The organism is Caulobacter sp. (assembly GCF_049283275.1).
GTDB lineage: Bacteria > Pseudomonadota > Alphaproteobacteria > Caulobacterales > Caulobacteraceae > Caulobacter.
The window spans coordinates 1-6669 of record NZ_JBAPVS010000159.1; the positions used below are offsets into that span (position 1 = coordinate 1).

The following is a 6669-nucleotide window of genomic DNA, read 5'->3' on the forward strand; positions in this document are numbered from 1 at the left end:
CTGAACCCGGGGTTCCCGCCACACGGGCGGGAATGACGGGACGTGAGGGAAGGGCCGGATGCCGAGGGCCCTAAACCTCCACCGACCAGCAGAACAGCTGGCCGTCCTCCTCGTCGGTCCGCTCGCCCGAGCGCGTGAAACCGTTGGCCTCCAGCACCCTGTGCGAAGCGATGTTGTCGACCGCGGTCTCGGCGGTGACGGTGGACACCCGGTGGTCGGCCCGGGCCCAGGCCAGCAGGTCGGCCACCGCCCGCGTGGCGATCCCCCGACCCCGGCGCGAGGCGGCGACGCCGTAGCCGATCATCACCGTTTCGCCGACATAGGGCGTGCGGACCAGCGAGGTCAGGCCCGCCACTTCGCCGTCCTCGACGATCAGCCAGGCGTTGGGCTCGAAGCTCTCGCCGACCTCGGCCGACAGGCCGCGCAGCATGGCCAGCACCTCCGGCGCTTCGACCCCGCCTTCGGCGACGGTCAGGCCGTCTGGAGAACCCCCGGCGATCAGGGCGGCGAAATGGGCGTCAGCGGCTTCGATCAGCATGGGCGCGACGAAGCCGTGCTTTGGCCTCTATGTCCAGAGGCCCCCGCCGCTCAAAGACAGGCGCTGATGCCGTAGTGGGCGTACAGCCAGGTGATGGTCCCGTCGGCCGCTGTGCGCCACTTCACCAGCGCCTCCCGGCGGCATACGGGTGGGCCGGTGGTCTTGGAGGCCTCGGCGTACGCGACCGCCGGGCGCAAGGCGATGGGCAGGCGCTTGATCTTGAACCCTTCCGAGGACAGCCACTCGGCCAGAGGCGCGTCAGCCGCGCCGACGGAGGCCCGCGCCTCGATCCGCTCGCGCAGCAGCCGGTTGGCGTCTTCCTCCCGCATGCCGTCCATCCCGGCCAGCAGGCCGCCGTCAGTCGACGCCGCCCCGGCGTCGGCGCCGACGCCCAGGAGCGCCGCGCCCAGCAACACGGCTGTCGACCGCTTCAGATCGCGCATGGTCATGGCCCCATCCTAATACGCGGCGGCAGCATACGCCCCCACCTTTAGATGGCAATATCGACTCGACTCAATCTATGGAATAGCTCATCCTCCCTCATCGAACGGGCGATGCGACCCGCAGGGAGGTGGCCATGACCGAGGTTTCACCCGTCATTGTGATCGGCACGCGCCCGGGGGGGAGCATCGGCTTTGACTCCTACACCTCGGTGCCGGTCGAGTCGGCCTCGACCCTCAACACCCAGATCGGCGCCGCCCTGGCCCAATACAACGGCGATCAGTTTCTGGCCGAGATGGTGACGAGCCTGCGCGCCCAGGTGCTGAACACGGGGGTGCTGTCGGCGACCAGCAAATCCCTGATGAGCGCCTTGGGGCTGAAACTGTCGGACGTCCTGCCGCCGGGGCTCTATCAGGGCGAGTTCGATGTGTTGCTGGGCGCCGAGCACCGGCAGTGGATCTATATCGACCAAACGGGCAACAGCACCCTCTACACCGCCCGCCCGGGCGACAGCACGCCTGGCACGCCCGCCAACGACGGCCGTCGGCTGGACGTGGTGGTGACCAGTTGGGAAAGCGATTCCCATGGTCTGCAGTCCACCGGCGACCAGCGGCTGTTCGCCGTGGCCGGCACCCAGCAGAACGCAGGCCTGGCCGCATCGATGAACGCGGCGCTGCAAACGGCGGCGACGGCGATCGACAACGCCAACCTGAATTACAACTTCCTGATTCAAAACAGTAATTCGGTGTTCAACACCCTGGCCCACGCGGCGGACATCAATCCCTATAAGGACGGCTTGGCGCCGGGCTTCGGCCTGGATCTGAACACGGTGATCAGCGGCGGCCAGTCCCAGGCCTTCGTCCTGACGGACGGCGGCTGGGGCATTCAGAGCGGCAGCATCAATTCCGACACGCTCCACGGCTCGGCCAACGCCTCGTCGATCGATGGCGGGGCCGGCGACGACTGGATCTATGGCGGCTCGCTCAATGACGGGATATTCGGCGGCGACGGAGCCGACTACATCCAGGCGCGCGGCGGCTATGTTTCGGGCGGAACGGGCGCCGACATCATCGTCGCGATCGACGGCGGCAGCTTCATCCTCAACGGCGACGCGGGCAACGACTCCATCACCGGGTCCAGCGGCGCGGACTATATCGACGCCGGCACGGGCGCCGACACCGTCAGCGCCGGCGGCGGCAATGACGAGGTCCACCTGCTGGAAGGCGCCGACCTGGGCTATGGCGGCGGCGGCGCGGACGTGATGTGGGGCAATGCCGGGAACGACATTCTCTACGGCGAGGCCGGGAACGACAGGATCTTCGGCGGCGACGACGACGACGACCTCTACGGCGGCGACGGCGACGACATCCTCGACGGCGGCGTGGGTTATGACGACTTCTACGGCGGGGCGGGGGCGGACACCTTCATGCTCAACCGGATCGACAGCCCGATCGACATCGAGACCTTCCGCAGCAACACGATCTGGGATTTCCAGACCGGCGTGGACAAGATCGATGCGCGGCAGTTCGCCGGCGCCTCGGTGGCGCTGTGGACGACCGACGGCGTCACGCAGGTCACGGTGGTGGGGCCGAATGATTTCGCCTTCTTCACGGTGATGAACCCGATCGTGGCGAGCGACGTGCTGCTCTAGCGCCCGGCCCGTCGGCGCAGGGCCCCGCGCATGAAGTCCTGGGGCATGTCGGCTTCGGCGATGATCGAGTCGCGGATGGCGCGGGGCTCGCCGAACAGGTGGCCCTGGCCGTAGCCGATGTCGAGCTCCAGCACCTCGGCGACCTGGCGCTCGTGCTCGACCTTCTCGACGATCACCTCGATGCCGTAGCGACGGGTCAGGCCGGCGAAGTCCTCGGCGTTCAGGTCTGGCAGCGAGGCGATGACCAGCTTGCCGTCCTGGTCTTCCAGCTGGTCCAGCATCATCTGGGCGCCGACCTTGAGGAACTTGACGTCGGCGCGGGCCAGGTCCTGGAAGTCCAGGTCCAGGTCGGTGACCTTGTCGAGGCTGAAGCGGAAGCCCAGGCTGGCCAGGCGGGCCATGTGGCGGGCCTCGACCGGGCCGCGCTCGTTGAACGCCTGCTGGCCCAGTTCGAAGATCAGGGCGCCGTGCAGGTCTTTGTTGACCTGCAGGAATTCCAGGAATTGGGCGAAGAACGCCTCGTCGGCCAGGCTGGCCAGCGAGATGTTGCAGAAGATCCCGACCTTGCGGTCCTGCTTGGCCAGGCGGCGGACGATCTGCATGCAGCGGAACAGCAGCAGGTTGTCGATCGCGGCCGTCAGACCCTCGGGTTCGGCCACGGCCAGGTATTCGGCCGGCATCATCACGCGACCGCTCTCGTCGCGCAGGCGCGAGAAGCTTTCGTAGAAGACGGTCCGGCGCTGGGGCAGGCTGACGATCGGCTGCAGGTAGAGGTCGACGCGGTTGTCGGCCAGGGCGTCCTGCACGGTCTCGATCAGGGCGCTGGACTGCTGCGAGCGGCCGCGCGGCTCGGCGCGGGCGGCTTCGACATGATAGCTGAGCTGGTGCTCGAGGCGATCGCTCATGCGCACGACCAGGTCCTCCAGCTGGTGGACCTCGCTGGTCAGTTCGGCGGAGCGGCGCTGGGCGTCGTCGGCGACGGTCTCCAGCAGGCCGGTGATGCGGGCGTCCACCTTCTCGACCTGCTCCAGCAGGATGCCGTGGGCCTCGCGGATGGTCTCGATGTCGACGCGCAGGGCCGCGCCCTGCAGGACATTGGCGATCACGCCGTGCACGGCGAAACACAGGCCCATGGCGCCGATGAAGGCGGCCAGGCCGACAGCCGGCGCCGCTCCCATCCGCCAGAGGGCGAGGGAGACAACCAAGGCCAGACAGAGATAGGCGCCGGTCAACAGCGCCAGCATCAGCCTTCGCATTCGATATCCCTACGAATCGTCAAGCTCAGTATGCGAGCCGCGCGAGCCGTTAGTCGAACAGATTAACGCCCGTGAGCCATTAGGTCGCGCCTTAACCATAAGCGGGTTGGCACCGTGTCCTACCGTCGCCGCCGGCAAATGATGACCCTCTTACGGCCGCTGCGAAGCATATAGTGTCACGCAGTTAAACCATAACGGGCAGGCGCGGCCCTCAAAAAGGTGCGTCAAGGACGGTTCGCGGACCGGTCCTCAGTGTGATAAGACCCCCGCCCCCCGTCACAAGCGGCTATAGCTGCTAGAGGTTTTTGAGCGTTAGGAGAGGCCCGGATGAGCAGGGTTCTGGTTATCGGCGCCGGCGGCGTCGGTTCGGTCGCGGTCCACAAGATGGCGATGAACAAGGACATTTTCTCGCACATCACGCTGGCGAGCCGCACGAAATCCAAGTGCGACGCCATCGCCTTGTCCGTGAAGCAGCGGACCGGCGTGACCGTCGACACGGCCGCGCTGGACGCTGACGACGTGGCCGCGACCACGGCGCTGATCAAGGCCGTGAAGCCCGCTTTGGTGGTCAATCTGGCGCTGCCCTACCAGGATCTGGCGATCATGGACGCCTGCCTGGCGGCCGGGGTCAGCTATCTGGACACGGCCAATTACGAGACCCGCGAAGAGGCCAAGTTCGAGTACAGCTGGCAGTGGGCCTATCAGGACCGCTTCAGGGACGCGGGCCTGATGGCGCTGCTGGGCAGCGGTTTCGACCCGGGCGTGACCTCGGTGTTCTCCACCTACACCAAGAAGCACCTGCTGGACCGGATCGACACGCTCGACATCCTGGACTGCAACGGCGGCGACACCGGCCTGCCGTTCGCCACCAACTTCAATCCGGAAATCAACATCCGCGAAGTGACCGCCCCCTCGCGGCACTGGGAGAACGGCCAGTGGATCGAGGGGCCGGCCTTGTCGCACAAGCAGGTCTTCGACTTCGACCAGGTCGGTCCGAAGAACATGTACCTGATGTACCACGAGGAGCTGGAGTCCCTGGCCAAGTTCTACCCGGAGATCAAACGCATCCGGTTCTGGATGACCTTCGGCGATTCCTACCTCAAGCACCTGGACGTGCTGCAGAACGTGGGTATGACGCGGATCGATCCGGTGATGTTCCAGGGGCGCGAGATCATCCCGATCGAGTTCCTCAAGGCTCTGCTGCCCGAGCCGGCCTCGCTGGGCCCGATCACCAAGGGCAAGACCAATATCGGCACCATCGCCACGGGCGTGAAGGACGGCAAGGCCCGCACGGTCTACGTCAACAACGTCTGCGACCACGAGGAAGCCTATGCCGAGACCGGCAACCAGGCGGTCAGCTACACCACGGGCGTGCCGGCGATGATCGGCGCGGCCCTGATGCTGACCGGCCAATGGAAGGGCGCGGGCGTGTTCAACATGGAGCAGCTGGATCCCGACCCGTTCATGGCCATGCTGAACCAGCAGGGCCTGCCCTGGAAGGTCCAGGACCTGGACGCCCCGCTGGCCTTCTGATCGGTTCCGCCCCATGCAAACCCAAGCGGCCGGTCCCGGCGCCTTCGCACGCTTTGATCTGACCCGCGTCCCGTCGCCCTGTTTCGTGGTCGACGAGGTGGCGGTGACGCGCAATCTCGCCACGCTGCGGGACGTGGGCCAGCGGGCCGGCGCCAAGGTGCTGCTGGCCTTGAAGGCGTTCTCGATGTGGTCGCTGGCCGATCTGGTGGGCGCGCACCTGGACGGCGTCTGCGCCTCGGGCCTGTGGGAGGCGCGGCTGGCGCGCGAGCACTATCACGGCCACCTGACCACCTATTCGCCGGCCTACAAGCGCGAGGACCTGCCCGAGATCCTGCGGCTGTCGGACTCGGTGATCTTCAATTCGCCCGACCAGGTCGCGCGGTTCGCCGACCTGATCGCCGCGGCCCGCGCCCAGGGCCAGGTGTTCGACATCGGCCTGCGCCTGAACCCCGAGCACAGCGAGGCCGAGGTGGCCAAGTACGATCCCTGCCAGTTGGGATCGCGCCTGGGCTTTCCGGTGTCGCAACTGCGGCCTGAGCATCTTGAAGGGATCGACGGCCTGCACATCCACGCCCTGTGCGAGCAGGGCTTCGAGCCCCTGCAGCGGATCTGGGCGTCGCTGGAGCCCAGGCTGGAGGGCCTGCTGGGCGGCCTGAAATGGCTGAACCTCGGCGGCGGCCACCACATCACCCGGGCCGACTACCGGATCGACGACCTGGTCGTGCTGTTGCGGCAGATCGCCGAACGCCACGGGGTCCAGGTCTATCTGGAACCGGGAGAGGCCATCGCCCTGGACGCCGGCATCCTGGTCGGCGAGATCCTCGACACCTTCGACAACGCCATGCCGGTGGCCGTCACCGACATCTCGGCCACCTGCCACATGCCCGACGTCATCGAAGCGCCCTACCGCCCGGCGATGCTGGGCGAAGGGGAGGCGGGCGTCACGGTCCGGATCGGCGGGCCCTCGTGCCTGGCCGGCGACATCATCGGCGACTACGTGTTCGCCGCGCGGCCGCGAGCGGGCGACCGCATCGCGTTCCTCGATCAGGCCCACTATTCGATGGTCAAGACCAACACCTTCAACGGCGTGCCCCTGCCGGCCATCGCCCTGTGGAACAGCGACACCGGCGCCCTGAGGCTGGTTCGGCAATTCGACTACGCCGACTTCCGCGATCGTCTTTCCTGACAAAACCTCGTCCTTCGACAAGCTCAGGATGAGGTTTTTTTACGCCTCTGATTTGAGCCTGGTC

General features: G+C 66.8%; 6 protein-coding genes. 3 read left to right on the plus strand and 3 right to left on the minus strand.

All coding sequences use genetic code 11. From position 1 onward, the window contains the following. Window positions 1-70: 70 nt before the first annotated feature. The gene (locus WAL33_RS08610; RefSeq protein WP_422180431.1) at window positions 71-538 is read right to left on the minus strand and encodes a GNAT family N-acetyltransferase; all 468 of its coding nucleotides are present in this window, start codon (window positions 536-538) and stop codon (window positions 71-73) included. Between the two features lie 50 nt (window positions 539-588). Beyond that, window positions 589-987, minus strand: a complete 399-nt coding sequence (locus WAL33_RS08615) for a hypothetical protein (RefSeq protein WP_422180433.1) — start codon at window positions 985-987, stop codon at window positions 589-591. Window positions 988-1115: 128 nt separating this feature from the next. On the opposite strand from WAL33_RS08615, the gene WAL33_RS08620 reads away from it, so the two are divergent. Beyond that, a complete protein-coding gene (locus WAL33_RS08620) occupies window positions 1116-2630 on the plus strand; it encodes a calcium-binding protein (RefSeq protein ID WP_422180435.1) in 1515 nt (504 codons plus the stop codon). On the opposite strand, the gene WAL33_RS08625 is transcribed toward WAL33_RS08620, so the two are convergent. Beyond that, window positions 2627-3886: an EAL domain-containing protein gene (locus WAL33_RS08625; RefSeq protein WP_422180437.1), complete on the minus strand. Its 1260-nt coding sequence runs from the start codon at window positions 3884-3886 to the stop codon at window positions 2627-2629. The two genes, WAL33_RS08620 and WAL33_RS08625, sit on opposite strands and share 4 nt — an antisense overlap. Before the next feature lie 327 nt (window positions 3887-4213). Between WAL33_RS08625 and WAL33_RS08630 the strand changes: the two genes are divergently transcribed. Next, entirely contained in the window at window positions 4214-5419 is a 1206-nt protein-coding gene (locus WAL33_RS08630; protein ID WP_422180439.1) for a saccharopine dehydrogenase C-terminal domain-containing protein, read from the plus strand. 13 nt (window positions 5420-5432) lie between these two features. Continuing rightward, window positions 5433-6605, plus strand: coding sequence for a carboxynorspermidine decarboxylase (locus WAL33_RS08635; protein ID WP_422180441.1), 1173 nt, complete (start codon window positions 5433-5435; stop codon window positions 6603-6605). Window positions 6606-6669 lie beyond the last annotated feature (64 nt).